This is a genomic window from Streptosporangium nanhuense (assembly GCF_059358815.1).
Window position 1 is genome coordinate 1 of the sequence record NZ_JCADBG010000056.1, and the last position, 14,227, is coordinate 14,227.

Annotated in this window: 14 protein-coding genes and 1 riboswitch; of the genes, 8 read left to right on the top strand and 6 right to left on the bottom strand. The window is 64.3% G+C overall.

The genetic code is table 11. The annotated features are described in order from the left end of the window. Positions 1-139 precede the first annotated feature (139 nt). From AC5L38_RS43510 to AC5L38_RS43525, 4 genes are all read right to left on the bottom strand, one after another. Complete coding sequence (locus AC5L38_RS43510; protein ID WP_495248691.1) at positions 140-346, bottom strand: hypothetical protein; 207 nt, start codon at positions 344-346, stop codon at positions 140-142. Between the two features lie 98 nt (positions 347-444). Continuing rightward, positions 445-774, bottom strand: a complete 330-nt coding sequence (locus AC5L38_RS43515; RefSeq protein WP_495248692.1) for a hypothetical protein — start codon at positions 772-774, stop codon at positions 445-447. 32 nt (positions 775-806) lie between these two features. Beyond that, positions 807-1,454 carry an HNH endonuclease family protein gene (locus tag AC5L38_RS43520; protein WP_495248693.1) on the bottom strand — a complete coding sequence of 216 codons (648 nt, stop codon included), beginning with the start codon at positions 1,452-1,454 and terminating at the stop codon, positions 807-809. Positions 1,455-1,802: 348 nt separating this feature from the next. Then, positions 1,803-2,201: a hypothetical protein gene (locus AC5L38_RS43525; protein ID WP_495248694.1), complete on the bottom strand. Its 399-nt coding sequence runs from the start codon at positions 2,199-2,201 to the stop codon at positions 1,803-1,805. A gap of 306 nt (positions 2,202-2,507) precedes the next feature. On the opposite strand from AC5L38_RS43525, the gene AC5L38_RS43530 reads away from it, so the two are divergent. Together AC5L38_RS43530 and AC5L38_RS43535 are read left to right on the top strand one after the other, a co-directional pair. After that, entirely contained in the window at positions 2,508-2,750 is a 243-nt protein-coding gene (locus AC5L38_RS43530) for a ribbon-helix-helix domain-containing protein (RefSeq protein ID WP_495248695.1), read from the top strand. Positions 2,751-3,013: 263 nt separating this feature from the next. Beyond that, complete coding sequence (locus tag AC5L38_RS43535; RefSeq protein ID WP_495248696.1) at positions 3,014-4,087, top strand: tyrosine-type recombinase/integrase; 1,074 nt, start codon at positions 3,014-3,016, stop codon at positions 4,085-4,087. Between the two features lie 560 nt (positions 4,088-4,647). Here AC5L38_RS43535 and AC5L38_RS43540 read toward each other — a convergent pair. Continuing rightward, positions 4,648-5,397 carry a glycoside hydrolase family 25 protein gene (locus AC5L38_RS43540; protein WP_495248697.1) on the bottom strand — a complete coding sequence of 250 codons (750 nt, stop codon included), beginning with the start codon at positions 5,395-5,397 and terminating at the stop codon, positions 4,648-4,650. A gap of 11 nt (positions 5,398-5,408) precedes the next feature. Beyond that, a riboswitch (cyclic di-AMP (ydaO/yuaA leader) is annotated at positions 5,409-5,557 on the bottom strand. A gap of 254 nt (positions 5,558-5,811) precedes the next feature. Here AC5L38_RS43540 and AC5L38_RS43545 point away from each other — a divergent pair. Both AC5L38_RS43545 and AC5L38_RS43550 read left to right on the top strand, forming a co-directional pair. Then, positions 5,812-8,277 carry a tetratricopeptide repeat protein gene (locus tag AC5L38_RS43545; RefSeq protein WP_495248698.1) on the top strand — a complete coding sequence of 822 codons (2,466 nt, stop codon included), beginning with the start codon at positions 5,812-5,814 and terminating at the stop codon, positions 8,275-8,277. 1,060 nt (positions 8,278-9,337) lie between these two features. Continuing rightward, on the top strand, positions 9,338-9,604 hold the full coding sequence (locus AC5L38_RS43550; protein WP_495248699.1) for a hypothetical protein: 267 nt from the start codon (positions 9,338-9,340) through the stop codon (positions 9,602-9,604). A gap of 148 nt (positions 9,605-9,752) precedes the next feature. On the opposite strand, the gene AC5L38_RS43555 is transcribed toward AC5L38_RS43550, so the two are convergent. Next, positions 9,753-10,169 (bottom strand): recombinase family protein, encoded by a 417-nt coding sequence (locus AC5L38_RS43555; RefSeq protein WP_495248700.1) that lies wholly within the window; start codon positions 10,167-10,169, stop codon positions 9,753-9,755. A gap of 399 nt (positions 10,170-10,568) precedes the next feature. Here AC5L38_RS43555 and AC5L38_RS43560 point away from each other — a divergent pair, with 399 nt between their 5' ends. From AC5L38_RS43560 to AC5L38_RS43575, 4 genes are all read left to right on the top strand, one after another. Further along, positions 10,569-10,979: a GvpU-like protein gene (locus AC5L38_RS43560; RefSeq protein ID WP_495248701.1), complete on the top strand. Its 411-nt coding sequence runs from the start codon at positions 10,569-10,571 to the stop codon at positions 10,977-10,979. Positions 10,980-11,226: 247 nt separating this feature from the next. After that, positions 11,227-11,865 carry an HNH endonuclease family protein gene (locus tag AC5L38_RS43565; RefSeq protein WP_495248702.1) on the top strand — a complete coding sequence of 213 codons (639 nt, stop codon included), beginning with the start codon at positions 11,227-11,229 and terminating at the stop codon, positions 11,863-11,865. 32 nt (positions 11,866-11,897) lie between these two features. Next, positions 11,898-12,230: a hypothetical protein gene (locus tag AC5L38_RS43570; RefSeq protein ID WP_495248703.1), complete on the top strand. Its 333-nt coding sequence runs from the start codon at positions 11,898-11,900 to the stop codon at positions 12,228-12,230. 695 nt (positions 12,231-12,925) lie between these two features. Further along, the gene (locus AC5L38_RS43575) at positions 12,926-14,170 is read left to right on the top strand and encodes a hypothetical protein (protein WP_495248704.1); all 1,245 of its coding nucleotides are present in this window, start codon (positions 12,926-12,928) and stop codon (positions 14,168-14,170) included. Positions 14,171-14,227: the final 57 nt, after the last annotated feature.

Genomic DNA, 14,227 nt, shown 5'->3' on the forward strand with positions numbered 1-14,227 from the left:
GCGGGCCCGGCCGGGACGAGGACCGCTGCGAGGGCGATGACCGCCGCCATCAGCGCGCGTGGGAGTGCTGAGCGCATAACCAAGCTCCTTGTCAGACCTGGTAAGACCAGGGCGAAGGTTATTTCCGGGCGAGTGCTGCTCACGGGTTTGGCCGGGAGGTGTTGTAGGCGTTCAGGTGGTGTTCGCAGCTGGACCATCGACGGTTGAGGCGGTCGGTGACGGTGTATTTGATCTCTTCGGTGCAGGGGTCATCGGGGCCGTTTTCGCCCCAGGTACAGCGGCTGCGGCTGACGCGGCCGGGCGCGAAGTCGCCTGGATCCCAGGCCTTGATGTGTGCGGCTTGCATCCCGACCTCCTCAAAAGGTCATAGTGCGCCGGTGCTCACCATCTCGACGCCACCCCAGCCCTGGGTGAGGTCGACGTCGTCCTCAACCGAGCCACTCCTCACCGGCCGCCGATCTTGTCAGGGAGTCCTTCGGGGAGCCCGCCGCGGACGGCGCGCACGATCGCGGTCTTGATGGCGCGGGCGGTGCGGCCGGCGAGCAAGACGGGGCTGCCGGTCATCGTGTACCACTCCTCGGCGCCGGTGTACTGCACCCGCACCTGCGCCTGCGTCTGGTCATCAGAGAGGGTGATGGCTACGGTGAGATCCCCGGTGATGACGCCGGCCTCGTCGGTCATCACCCCGCCTGGCCCGGCCACAGCCTCACCCCGGTACTGCTTGTCGGCCGCGTTGCTGGTGGCTGATTTGGCCTTGCCGCTCGCGTCGCTCATCGCTGCTCCGATCCGCCCGGCCCGCACTCTGCTTACCTGCAGGTGTCCAGCATCGCGGCCAGCGTTTTCTTCTCCGCAGCGGTGACGCTCAGCGTGTAGTACTTCTTGACCTGCACCCAGGCGCGGGCGTATAGGCACCAATAGGAGCGCTGGGGCGGCTGCCACTGATCCGGGCTCTGATCACCCTTGGAGCGGTTGGAGGCGGCCGAGACCGCGATCAGCTGCGGGCGGGTCAGGTCGTTGGCCAGCGCGCGGCGCCGCTGGGTGCTCCAGGTGTTGGCGCCCGAGCGCCAGGCGTTGGCCAGGGGCACCATGTGGTCGATGTCGAGGCTGGCGGCGCGGGTGTAGGTGCGGTTGTCATACAGCGACCGCCAACTACCCGATACCGCTTTGCAGTCGTCGTCGCGGGTGACGTTTCGGCCGTCGCGGGCCAGCACCACCTCCCGGGTGTCGCAGCCGGCGCCCTTGCGCGACTGGCTGATCCAGTGCGGGAACTTCGCGCGGCTGTAGCCGGCCATCGACCGCGGCGCGGCCACCTTCAGCCCACTCAACGCGGTGCGGGCCGCGGCCGCGGCGATCGGGGTCGGCATGCCGGGGGCGGCGGCTTGTGCGCCCGGCGCGGTGAGCGCGGCGGAGGCAGGGGAGACGGCGAGGGTGGTGAGGGTGGTGGCGCTCAGCACGCCGGACAGCAAAACAGCGCTTACGCGCCGGGGGGTCAGCACCCCTGCATCATGCCCGGCCGCAGGGCAGCTGTCACGAAAAGTCCGGCTCCGCATGGCACGGTGTGAACGTTCGCCACGAACACCGGGGCGTAGGCGTCAAGCACGGCGACCGTGCCCGCTGGCACTGGTCAGGTGTGGGCCCTATCGCGCTGACTATCTGATGGATCACCTGTCGCTAACTTGCCCACCTCGTGGCCAGGCTCCTGCAAGGCGTACTTCTCTCAGAAGGCAGGAGACTGATCACTGCGTTGGGGCGCAGGTAGCACATGAAGGGGCTGCGCCCTGTGTAGGTGCGCAGCCCCGAGACTATGTCTGATCTGATGCGGTGGTGGATATAGAACTTCCTGGCTTCTTAACGATCAGCCACGCGACAAAAGCGATAATGATCATTTGAAGTATCGCGAGGATGACGGACTGTTGTTGGATCAGTGCGTATGTGCAGCGGATGGTAACCACGGGTCCGGTCACCAACGCTCCGGCGATGAACACTTGCCCTACGGTGCGCAAGAGGCGACCGGTGCTCTCACCTGGGACTTCAGCGCTAGCCGCTAACTTGCATAAAGAGATTTCAAGGTTGGCCTTCGTGGTCGGTGCGGCAGGGTCACCCTGCGGCACTTCGGATAGATCCCCGCCTGAGGATGGCAATCCATCGCTCCTTTGGTTGTCGATGCAGCTTTTCCGCATCGGGGAAGCACTCTTCGGCATCACAGAGATGATGTGAGGAGTACGTCAAGCCCATGGGGGTCGATACACCCCGTGGGAAGACTGATGGATGAGACCTCAAGGAAACTCCTTGGTCTGATGGGGGACGCGCTGTGCGTCCCCTGCCTCAGTAAAGGGAATGCCCTGAAGCCTAGCCTCACAGCATCAAGATCGCATCTAGTAAGCAATTATTAGCTGGAAATTTGATGCGGTGATGCTCGTGGTGTGCAACTATCTCTGTAGGGAGAGCTCCTAGTTGTGTCGTTTGAGCTCTCGTGTCCGGTATTGACAACCTGAGGAGTGTGAGGCATGGAAGGCGCCACAGAACAGACAGCGAAACGTCCGGTCAGCTCGGAGCGCATCACCGTGAGCCTCATCCCGCAGGCGAACGCTCAACTACAAGACGTCGTGGAGCGAACCGGTATGTCCAAGACCGACATCGTCAACAGGGCCATCACCCTGTACGAGTTCATCGAGAAAGAGCTTGCGGAAGGCGGGGACATCCAGCTGCACCGGCGTTCCGGGGAGACCTTCCTCGTCAAGCTCTTGTGATACGAGCACGGATCTTCCGTATCAGCCCGCCGGCCGGGGATATCCCGGCTGGCGCGCACCATTCCCGGACCCGGACCACCATCTCCCCTCGCGCGGCGTGTCAACGACCCATTGGTGTGCACCTCCAGTTCGCCGTACTGCGACTCCCCGGATAAGTTATGTTATCCGGGGAGCCTCGGTAGGATCTCCCCGGATAATCTCCGGGCAGGAGCCGGGCTAACGCCGGAAAAACTCCCCGGATAATAAGGAGAGGGGTCCGGCGGGTGACCGTGAGTGCCGACAGCAAGATCAACAGCAGTGGTGGCGGTGAGACCGGCAACCCGGTTGACGATCACGAGGGTGACCCGGATGGCGACCGAGTCGACAACCGCATTGCCGATCGGGGTGGGTCCGGGGCGGGCAACGTGGTGGTGCTTCGGCTCGGCCGGGAGGCGGGGTCGGTGGCGGCCGCCGCGGAGGCGACGCTCGTCGCATTCGGTGCGCATCTCGATCGGTGCGCGCTGGCGGCGAACACGGTGACCGCCTACCGACGCCAGGCGCTGGCCTACCGGGAGTGGTTGCTCGCACGAGCGGCCGAGCACGCGGATGCGTTCGTCGACCTGGTCGGCGCCGAAGCCTCTGTCACCGCTTGGCGCCGGCACCTGCTGGCGGCGGGGGCGTCGCCGGCGACGGTGAACCAGGCGCTGGCCGCGGTGACGTTGTTGTATGAACACGGACCCGCACTGCGGCTGGCGGTCAAACGCGCCCGGGTGCCCAAGCCCGGAGCCCCGGACGCGTTGACGCGGGCGCAGGAGAACGCGGTGCGCCGCGCCGCCGACCGGCGCGGCCCCCGCGACGCCGCCCTCATCGCCGTCCTGCTCGGTGCCGGCGCCCGCGCCGAGGAATGCCAGCGCTTGCGCATCGGCGACGTGCCAATTACTGCGCGCAGTGGCACCGCCCGTCTGCATGGCAAGGGTGATGAGGTGCGTACTGTCCCGCTGCCGGTCCCGGCCCGCGAACGCCTGACCGCCTGGCTGCAGATGCGTACCGAGCTCCTGGCCGCGCGGCCCGCCCTGGCCGACGCGATCGGCGAAGGACTGTGGGCCGGCCAACGCGGACGGCTGTCGGTCGACGGCGTCACCGACGTGGTCCGCGCGGTCGGCAAGGACGCCGGACTGCCAGGCCTGCGCCCGCACCGGCTGCGCCACACCTACGCCACCCGGCTCCGCGAAGGGGGCGCCGACCATGCCCAGATCCAAGCCCTCCTCGGCCACACCTCCATCGAAACCACCGCCCGCTACTTCCGTGCCTCGGCCATCGAAGTCGCCGAGCTGGTCGACCGCGCCCTCGACTACTGACAACCCAACAGTCAGCAGAGGCAAAGACCACCTCTGCGGGTACGGGGAGCACTTGGGGTTGCTGAAGGAGATCAGCTGTGGGCGGGGGACCATCCCTGCGAGCGCGGGGAGCACGCTGACCTGACGCTCGCCCTGTTCACGCTCCAGGGACCATCCCCGCGGGCGCGGGGAGCACGCGTCCAACCAGAACGTCGCATAGCCGCCCGTGGGACCATCCCTGCGCGGGGATGGTCCCACGCCGGCCTGGCCGAGCGACTCGCGCAGTCCGTGCTCCCCGCGCCTGCGGAGATGGGGTCCCGGTAGTAATCGCCGAAAATCCAACGGATATACCCCTGACCTGCTCCGATGTGAGGGCATCGCATGGCTGGTATGCCGGTTGGTGGGCGCAGTGGGCTGGGGCGAGGGTGCCGCTGACCTCGCCGGATGCTCCACGTCGACGCTGGCGAAGCGATATCTGTTGGATTTTCCGCCGTTACTACCGGGACCCCATTCTGGGACGGCCTTGTTCTAGTCGCCGGGAGCGGCGGCTGACCCGCCGCCCCCGGTGGGATCATCGCCGGTCAGGCCGTCCGGCGGCCCAGGGCGCGGAGCTGGTCCGGGCTTAGCGCGGAGACGTTCTGGTCAATGGGCGAGTCCGAGTACTGGTGGATCGTCCACGCCTTCCAGTCGGCCGGCGGGGTGATGGCGCTCTTCTCCGAGCCGTAGGCGGCCACCCACAGCGGGTACTGCTCCAGCCCTGCGCCGTAGGTCTCGGCGAAGTCCAGGCCGCTGTAGAACATCGGCGTGACGCCGGTCTTTGCCTTCACATACGACAGCCACGTCTTGGCCCAGGCGTTGACCTGCTCGACGGAGCGGTCGTCGGTGGTCTCCAGGTCCAGGACGAGCAAATCGCCGCGCTTGGCGGGCTGCGCGTTCACGACGGACAGGAAGTGCTCGGCCTCGGCGATCGGGTCGTTGCCTGGGTGAGCGAAGTGGTACGCCCCGCGCACGATGCCCTTCTTGCCCAGTTCCCTCCAGTGCCTGGCGAAGGAGCCGTCGCAGAACGTCGTGCCCTCGGTGGCCTTGATGATGCCGAACTGGGCGGAGCTGGTATTCCAGTCGTAGGTGGGCTGGTAGTTGGAGACGTCGACGCCGTACGTAAGCGGGCCCGCCTCCTGCTGGGAGGGACGCTGGGCGGCCGTGACGTATCCGGTGGACGAGGCGGAGGCCGTGGTGGGGGCGGCTCCGCCGACGGCGGCACCGGCCAGGACCGTGCTCGCGAGGGCCAGGCCGAGACGGTTCCTGAACGTGGTGGTCCGGGAGTTGCGCATGGGGTGTGGACTCCTTGCTTCCATGTCGCCTACCGGGTTAGCTGACGGGTTCGGGCCTGGAAGTGCCCTACGGACGCGCTGATGGAAGGGCATCCGATTCGCCCCGGAAAAGTGGGTCCCTAGTTCCGCTGGAAAGGTGCGGATTCGGCGTTCGCACGCCGTCGGCGGGTATCGTCACGGGACGGCGTCGGGTCCGATCGATGGAGCGGCTCTCGTGCCGCTGGGGCGGCTTTCACACCGCGATGACAAAAGGTATGCGTTGCCCCATGGAAAGGGCAAGCGACCTGCGGTGGAGTGGGCCGAGCCGGTGGTCCGGAGGGTCCCGGACCACCGTGCCCGTAGGGGATCTGGGCCCATGGCAAAAACTTGACGCCTTACCGCCCCGGGGCCGGTCGGGCCGCCTACGGCTACGTGTTGGCCCTGGCCAGTCAGGATGTGATCCGCCGGAAGTTGCTGCGTGAGAAGGACGGGCCGAACGGGGTCAATATCAAGCTGATCTTTTCTCTGCCGACCCCGTCTTCGTTGCGGTTGAGTGTCTGTACGGGTGGCTATTCTTTGTCCGGGGATGACCCTTTCTACAGTGGCCACATGTGGGATTGGGAAGTCATCGGGGCAATCGCGGGAGTGGCTGGGGCGGTCGCGGCGTTTTTAGCCCTCATACCGGTCTTGGGTCTACTCCGCAGCCGTCGTCGTAAACGCCGTGAGCACACTGCGACGTCCACCGCCACCGCACCTTCGAGTAATGCCGCCGAGGGGATGCCCGGCGCCGGTGCGGTGGGCTCGGTGGAAGCCCCCCTCGGACGTCTGCCGGTATCGGTACGCGGGCGAGATGACCTGCTGGGCCAGTTGAGACACCTCGCCCAGGCCTCCTCGGTGGAACAGGTGCAGGTGGTGGCCGGTCTGGGCGGATCGGGAAAGACCACGGTGGCCTTGGCACTGGCCCGTGAGCTACGACGATCACGGCGCGCGGTGTGGTGGGTGGAAGCCACCAGTCGCTCCCAGATCGAAGCCCTGCTGTTGCAAGCCGCCCACGATGATCTCGGCGTCGCCGCAGGCGTCATTCAAGAAGCCCGGGCCGGACGCCGTGATGCGGCCGACGTCTTTTGGAAGGCGATCCACCGCACCGGCCAGCCCGGCGCCTTCGCGCTGATCTTGGACAATGCTGACGACCCTCAGCCGGTATTGGCAGGATCAGCCGCCGCAGTAGCTGATGGCAATGGTTGGATCCGCGCCAGCACGACGTGCCTGACCGTGGTGACCTCCCGCGACCGCGACCCGGCCACCTGGGGCCCACTGTGCCAAATCCACACGGTCGCGCCACTGGAGGCACAAGCGGCCGCACAGATCTTGCACGATCTGGCCCCCCAAGTCAGCGATCGGCACAACGCGGTCGCACTGGCCCAGCGCCTGCAGTGTCTGCCCCTGGCATTGCATCTGGCCGGTACCTACCTGGCCTGGCCCCACGCCGAACACCACAGCTTCGCCGACTACCAGCAGGCACTCCAGCGCGATCTGATAAGTGTTCTCGACCGGCGCCCCCCGCTTTCCCCGGTAGCGCAACCGTCCTTGGATCGGCAGGTCATCGCCCGTACCTGGCAACTATCGCTGAACACACTCAGCCGCCAGAAAGTGCCCGCCGCCGCACAACTGGCGGTCGTCTTGGCGCAGTTGGCTGACGCACAGATGATTCCCCGCCTCATGCTGCGACCGGCCCGACTCGCCACCTTGACGAAGGTGACCTCTCACCAGGTCAGCAGCGCCCTGGACGCTTTGGTACGGGTTGGCATCGCCGATGAGGTCAACGAAGGCGACATCACCGGCCTGCGCCTGCACCCGCTGGTCGCTGAGACCCTGCGCGCAACTCCTCCCGCTACCCGGCGTATCCGCCAACCGTTTAGCCGCTCCCCGGCTCCCGCGTGGGACATCGCCGTTCAAGCCCTCCACGCTACGACCAACGCATTGGATCATTACCAGCCTGGCCACTGGCCGGTGGGAAGCCTGCTGGAGGAACACCTACGCGCGCTCATCGACCGGCGCCCCCACCGGCCGCACCGCGACCGGCTACGCGATCTGGCCGCCAGCAGCATCACCATCGCGGCCGTCTTGCAACGGCGCGGCTCTTACCCCAGTGCCCAGCAACTGCTCCATACCGCAGTATCGACGACTGCTGCACTGCCGGAGCACGACCTTACTCTTCTGCGACTTCGCCGTGTTCTCGGTGTCGTGCTGCACTTTAGCGGGCGGTATGAGGAGGCGCAGACGATCTTCCGAGAGGTTTTGGCCAACCAGGAGCGTGTGTTAGGCGCCGACCATCCAGAGACGCTGCGCATCCGACATAACATCGCCGGCCTGCTAGGCGATCTCGGACGGTATGAAGAAGCACAAACGATCTATGGGCCACTCTTGGTCGCCTTTGAGCGCGTGCTAGGCGCCGACCACTCCGACACTCTACGCACCCGGCACAACTTCGCTTTTTTGCTGCACGCTATGAAGCGGTATGAGGAGGCGCAAGCGGTTTGCTCGCTCCTCCTGGCCGCCCAAGAGCGGGTATTAGGCACTGACCACCCCAACACCCTGCTCACCCGGAGCCTCCTCGCCAATGTGCTGCACGCTATCGGGCAGCATCAGGAGGCACAGACGATCCTTCAAAATGTCCTGGCCGCCCAAGAGCGAGTACTAGGCACCGATCACCCCAACACCCTGCTCACCCGGAGCCTCCTCGCCAATGTGCTGCACGCTATCGGGCAGCATCAGGAGGCACAGACGATCCTTCAAAATGTCCTGGCCGCCCAAGAGCGAGTACTAGGCACTGACCACCCCACCACCCTGGGCACCCGACACAATCTGGCGTCCTGGCGAAGGCAGGCGGGGCTTGCATAGATAACCAATTGATAGAGGCTTTTAAATACCGCCTGGGTGATCAACTACGCGATCAGTGAACTACCGCAGCCGCTTCATATCCGGGGAGTTTTTCCGGCGTTAGCCCGGCCGCTGCCCGGTGGTTATCCGGGGAGATCATATCGAGACTCCCCGGATAATGGCACTTATCCAGGGAGTTGCGCGGGCTGGCGTGCTCGTTCCGGGAAGGCGATAGACAAGGTGGGTCATCAAATTTCCCCATGGCGTGGACCGGCGACACAGGCAACCCCGTCCACGACTGCCTCACCCACGAGCGCGGCATCTCTCCAGCCGCCCTACCCGAAGCCCAGGCCTGCAACTGCTGGTCATTGGCTTGACGTGCTCAAGGGAGACCGATTCCCTCGCTGGGAGCTGATGTCCGCCCTTCTAGATATCTTCGGCGACATGTTAAGGGCGGCGACTCGGTCGTCGTCACGTGGCGCAACTGGTCACGCCGGACGGACATCCGGCTTGGAGGTCAGTCCCGGACCCCTACCGCTCATCACACCACCCGAGCGCCGCACCGCCCCCTGGTTCACCGTCGCGGGACCGCGCCACCGCCCGCACGCAGCTTTGGGAAATCCATCCACTCGAAATAACTACCTAATTCATATTTTGTCATAATAAATCGGTTCAAACTGAAGCAGGAATAAAACTTGGCACTTTAGGGAAAACGGGCAGGCCGTATCCTAATTGAGAATTGTATTGAATTATACGTATACCGGGAGTACCCTGAGGTCGAAGTTCCGGCGCTACAGCCCCAGTGGAGGAAACTGTGAAGATACGGCGAATCGCAGTTTGCGGAGCCATGACAGTAGCTCTAATTGGAGGCTCCAGCATAAACGCTAGTGCTCAAGTGGGGATGAACCGAGTAGACCCCGATCAATATGCCACAGAATGCCCCAAGGCAATCCGATGGACAATGGAATGCAGAATCGTCAAAGAAACATCTAAGTGGTCCAAGGAATTTTCGCAAGCAAACTCCCGAGGGGTCGCAGGACTTCAGAACGCACTGAGGCACGGAATTCTCTCTGCAGGCCTAATGGCCAAGTTAGGGCCTGCTAAAGCTCGCCTAATTCTCTTTGGCCACGAATATGGCGGTATCGGCACTGACAGTCAGGTGGATTTCCATAACAACGAAGTTGGAATGAAGATTGGAAAGAAGTACTACTACAAACTCTGGCCAATCTTTGGTCGCAACGATAGTCGGGCAATTGAACAAAAGGTCCTGAAGGCTATCCCTTCTTTCTGGAATGCCTGTCCCGCCACCTATGACTGGCTTTGGGTTGACACTAAGGGAGAAGGATAAAGATAAGTCGCACGGCACGGCGTCAGGTCTTAGTGTGCCGGTGCTCACCGTGTCGACGGGGCTTGAGCAGCATCCAAGCGGCCAGTCACGATAAGGAGCCCGGCGGGCGGCTCTTACCGTGACTGGTCGTTCTGATGTGGGTGGCGGGTCAGTATCCGTCTGCTGCGGGATCGGATGAGGCTTTGGCCTCTGCGAGGGTCTTGTGGACGCCCCCGACGGAGACCTTCACCCCGGCGGCGATGGTGCGGATGGATTCCCCGCGCCGGCGGCGGTCGAGTATCGCGGCGCGCTTGTCGTCGTCGACCACGGATCGGCGGCCGCCGACCTTGCCTTGCTTGCGGGCGGTCTCCAGGCCGTTCTTGGTCTTGCGGAAGATGTCCCGGCGACGGTCCTCGGCCAGGGCGAGGGCCAGGGCGAGGATGAAGGAGCGTTCGGTGTGTTCGCCGACGGCGATGCCCTCCAGGACCTTGACGCCGACGCCTTGCTGGAACAGGTCGTTAAGGACGATGAGTCCTTCCAGGAGGTTGCGGCCGAGCCGGTCGACCTGCTCCTCAGGGTTCAGCACAGGAACAGGGTCATGGGCGAGCCCAGCGACCACATCGCGACGAGCCGGTCGGCGGTGTGCCGGTAGGCGGCCTCCCCTCGTACAGGATTGTCGCGTGCTACTCGGGGTGCCCGTATCGATCTGGGCAGGAACGGCGCGCTCTGGCGCGACGGTGGTCTGGGGGTAGGGCTGGCCGAGATGGCCACCGAAGCCGGCCGGTGGGCCACTGAGGTGCCGGGGTGGTGGGGCTGGACGGGCTGCGCATCGTGGAACCCTGCCCGGTGCGACAGCCGGGCCATCACATGACCAGGAAGCGAAAACAGCCCTCAGCCGAATGCCTCAGCCCACCACACGAAGATCACGAAAGATAGAGGCTAGCAGGAGGCTGACAAACAGCAAATTTCAACCTAATCTAAAATTATGCAAAAACCAGACCTCATTTTGGGTAACCTCATACGCAGCATAGATGCCAGCACCGAATCTATCCTCACATGCACACTTGCAGTAAATGGCGTCGCCCTCACGGGCACCCTTATCCCCGTTGAAGAATACGCACGATATATGATTAACATCGCCCAAGGGAACGTCGGCTACGCTTCTGGGTTATTCTCAAGTGAAGTTCAATTTCTTGGCGAGGCCTTAGGGATTGCAGGCGAACAGTATCGGGAACAGGTCAGAGCCGCAACTGCAGAAAATCTGCCGGAACACCTGCCGCTTATCCCGGAGTATCTTCATCTAAAAAATGCCTATCTGGCGGCAAATGAAAAACCAGTCAACAATGGTGGATGGCTCCGAGTGCGTCTTACAGACATAAGTGCATGGTCTGTATAGACTTGTTTCACTACCGCTTCTTGACTCGCCCCCGCAATTAGGCGGCGTGGGAGTCGAGTTTGCGCCGTGCCTGGAGCAGTCCGACAGGCACAGTCGCCGTGCTTGATGCCTACGCCCGGCGTTCGCGGCGAACGCTCGCACCGTGCGTGCCATGCGGGGCTAGGCTTTTCGTGACAGCTGCTCTGTGGCCGTGCATGATGCAGGGGTGCTGACCCCCCGGCGCGTAAGCGCTGTTTTGCTGTCTGGCGTGCTGAGCGCCACCCTCATCGCCGCTCCTCCTGCGTCCGCGGCGCTCACCGCGCCGGGTGCACAAGCCGCCGCCCCCGGCATGCCGACCCCGATCGCCGCGGCCGCGGCGCGCACCGCACTCAGTGGGTTGAAGGTGGCCGCGCCGCGGTCGATGGCCGGCTACAGCCGCGCGAAGTTCCCGCACTGGATCAGCCAGTCACGCAAGGGCTCCGGCTGTGACACCCGGGAGGTGGTGCTGGCCCGCGACGGCCGCAACGTCACCCGCGACGACGAGTGCAAAGCGACCTCGGGGAGTTGGCGTTCGCTGTATGACAACCGCACCTACACCCGCGCCGCCAGCTTGGACATCGATCACATGGTGCCGTTGGCCAACGCCTGGCGCTCGGGCGCCGACACCTGGAGCACCCAGCGGCGCCGCGCGCTGGCCAACGATCTGACCCGGCCGCAGTTGATCGCGGTCTCGGCCGCCTCCAACCGCTCCAAGGGTGATCAGAGCCCTGATCAGTGGCAGCCGCCTCAGCGCTCGTATTGGTGCGTGTACGCCCGAGCGTGGGTGCAGGTCAAGAAGTACTACGCGCTCAGCGTCACCGCTGCGGAGAAGAAAACGCTGGCCGCGACGCTGGACACCTGCAGGTAAGCAGGGTGCGGGCCGGGCGGATCGGAGCAGTGATGAACGACGCGAGCGGCAAGGCCAAATCAGCCACCAGCAACGCGGCCGATAAGCAGTACCGGGGTGAGGCTGTTGCCGGGCCGGGCGGGGTGATGACCGACGAGGTCGGGGTCATCACCGGCGATCTCACCGTGGCCATCACCCTCTCCGACGACCAGGCGCAGGTGCGGGTGCAATACACCGGCGCCGAGGAGTGGTACACGATGACCGGCAGCCCCATCCCGCTCGCCGGCCGCACCGCCCGCGCCATCAAGACCGCGATCGTGCGCGCCGTCCGCGACGGGCTCCCCGAAGGACTCCCCGACAAGCCCGGTGAGGAGCGACTCGGCTGAGGGAGACGACGTCGACCCCCACCCCACCGCTGGAGTGGCGTCGACATGGTGAGCACCGGCTCACTATGGCCTTTTGAGGAGGTCGGGATGCAAGCCGCCCACATCACAAAGCAACCACACGGCGAAAGGCCACGAGTCCGGCTCCAGTGAACACGCGCACCAGAGCCGGACTCCGCATCGGTTCGAGACGATGAAGGCGTTGTTGGCCTACTCCGCTCTGCCTCTCATGCGATCGACGAGCCGGGCTGCTGCATTCTGCAGGGTGAGGGCGAACCCGACCACATTGATGGCAAACCCTATGGTCCAGGCGACCTCCGGCTCACGAACCGCCAGCAGCACGGCCGCAGCAGCCATCGCGCCAAGCACAACGGCCCACCCGATCAAGAGCCATGATCGCCTTCGCGGCTCGTTTCGACTTACGCTTGTGTTCATCAGCACTCGTGTCCTCTCCCGTGGATTGGATGAAGGCGCGCAGGTGCTGTAGCGGCCCGCGCCCTGTCCGGCGCGGGCCGCAGCCCTGCGGTGTCTGCACCACCAGAGTGATGGACGAGCGCCCTAATCCATGATCAACGGGCAAAATGGGATTCCCGAAGCTCTGGAACGTTTCCAGACGTGTGCCGCCAGGCACTCGTCAACAGAGACTTGGCTCGCGACACTGGGACCCACGGCTCTACGCAGGGCGGAAGGAATGACCCGTGAGCAAAAGGACGCCCGACGGTAGGGCCGAATATTTATGGATCGAGTTGAGGCGGTTATTCGGCAAAGCTGCGTTGCCGAACGTAGACGTCCTCGAGGAAGGCATGCAGGGGCAGAAGTACCCCATTCGTGGCGCTTCTAGATCACGGCTGCACGACAAAATTAGAGGGAGGAACCTCACTCTGCAGGACGCGGACTTCGTGAGGGCATTCGTGCAAACGTGCTACACCAAAGCACGACGGCGCCCAGCTGGCAAGCTTGAGCAGGTATGGGGCACCCTGCAGGCATGGGAGCAATGGTGGCAGCGACTCGATGACTTGCCCGAGGGCACCCCCCTGCATGAAGCCCAATTGATCCTCTCCCCGCTGCCGGTGGCGAAGCCACCGCCTCCGCCAAGGCCCCTCAGCGAAGCAGCGATAGAGAAGCTGGACCGCTTGGGGCGCGTGTTAGACAGCACAGGGGTGTACGCCACCTTGCGGACGCTGTATCCCACTCATCAGCTCGTCGAGCTATGGGGGGAGGAAATGCCGATCTGCGTATACCCCGCTCCCCAGCACCAGTGGCATGACATCGAGGCTCCGCTCGGACAGCTGCGAGGCAGTGTCGTTCCTGCGGAGGACGATTACGACCCGGAGTTTGACCGTGCGGGTTACGACTCGTTCATGGCCCTCAATCGGGCCTATCAGGAGGTCAAGCGCTCCGATCCTGAACAGCTGCGGTACAACTTTCCCGGCGCTACGTTCGCCTTCGATCGGTTGACCCACCGCGATGGCGGCCCAAAGATCGATGCTTTCCTGAGTCGCTATTTTCACTCGACGGCTACCTCGGAGGTTCTGGACTCCGAGCTCATGAAGGAGCAGGACGGGGACCATCTCGCTGCCCAGATCCCCCTCAGCGCGCTATACCGGCGAGAGGAACTCCATCGGCGCATCGCTGAAGCGCTCGGGCAGGAAGTTGATCCCATTGAAACGGGCCGGTTCAGAGCCGCGGCGTTGTCGCACGCCGCAGTGGTCATGCTGGCCACCGGTGATGGAGGCTACGACATCCTGCTGCCCGAGCGCTCAGCCAAGGTGGCATTTCATGCCGGGTTCCGGCATGTGGCCCCTTCCGGGATCTTCGCGCCCTTCAACGCCCGCGTTGTCTCGACCGCGGAGTCGCGGGCGGCAGAGTTCTCAGTGCTGCGTAACTTTTATCGCGAATGGGTGGAGGAACTCTTCGACGCTGAGAAGGTGTTTGAGAGCTGATCGTGAAGCCCTCCCGCGAGGGGGTAGGGGTGCAGACATGACACGACGCCCCTTTCT